The organism is Mesorhizobium sp. M7A.F.Ca.ET.027.02.1.1, from assembly GCF_004022985.1.
Lineage (GTDB): Bacteria > Pseudomonadota > Alphaproteobacteria > Rhizobiales > Rhizobiaceae > Mesorhizobium.
The window spans coordinates 1-1,013 of the sequence record NZ_RZOL01000808.1; the positions used below are offsets into that span (position 1 = coordinate 1).

The following is a 1,013-nucleotide window of genomic DNA, read 5'->3' on the forward strand; positions in this document are numbered from 1 at the left end:
CGCCATGGCCACCTTCAAGCACACCGGCGGCGTCTCGAAATTCCGCGACAAGCTGGTCAGCGTCATGATTGCCAACGGCTACACCCCGGAGTTCGCCGAAAAAACCTTTTCGCAATTGGAGGGTTTTGGCAGCTACGGTTTCCCCGAGAGCCACGCCGCCTCCTTCGCCCTGATCGCCTACGCTTCGAGCTGGATGAAGTGCTGGCATCCCGATGTGTTTTGCGCAGCACTCCTGAATTCGCAGCCGATGGGCTTTTATCTCCCGGCCCAGATCGTGCGCGACGCTCGCGATCATGGCGTCGAGGTGCGCCCGGTCTGCGTCAATGCCAGCCGCTGGGATAGCACGCTTGAGCCGACCGATATCGAAGATCGCTTCGCCGTCCGGCTCGGCCTGCGCATGGTGAAGGGTCTCGCCAATGATGATGCCGCCGCGATCGTCGCAGCGCGGGCCGACGAGCCCTTCGCCTCGGTCGACGATCTCTGGCGCCGAGCCGGCGTGCCGGCGGCATCGCTGGTCCAGCTCGCCGAAGCTGACGCTTTTCTGCCGGATCTCAACCTTGCCCGCCGCGACGCTCTCTGGGCGATCAAGGCGTTGCGCGACGAACCTTTGCCCCTTTTTGCGGCCGCTACGTCCCGTGAACAGCAAACGGTGACGGAGATCCACGAGCCAGTCATCACGCTCAGGCCGATGACGGCCGGTCGCGAGGTCGTCGAGGATTACGGCCATGTCGGGCTGACCTTGCGCAGCCATCCGGTGTCGTTTCTGCGTGCCGATCTACACCGGCGCCGAATCGTGACCTGTGAGGAGGCCATGCAGGCGCGGGACAAACGGTGGCTCGAGGCCGCCGGTCTGGTGCTGGTCCGGCAACGGCCAGGCTCGGCCAAAGGTGTGATGTTCCTCACCATGGAAGATGAGACGGGCGCCGCCAACGTCGTTGTCTGGGTCAAGGTGTTCGAGAAATTCCGTCGCGTGCTTCTCTCGTCGGCCATGCTCGGCGTGCGCGGCCGTATCC

General features: G+C 64.2%; 1 protein-coding gene. It reads left to right on the forward strand.

What is annotated here, in order from left to right:
- On the forward strand, positions 1 to 1,013 hold a 1,013-nt coding region (locus tag EN749_RS36310; protein WP_348629414.1), incomplete at both ends, for an OB-fold nucleic acid binding domain-containing protein.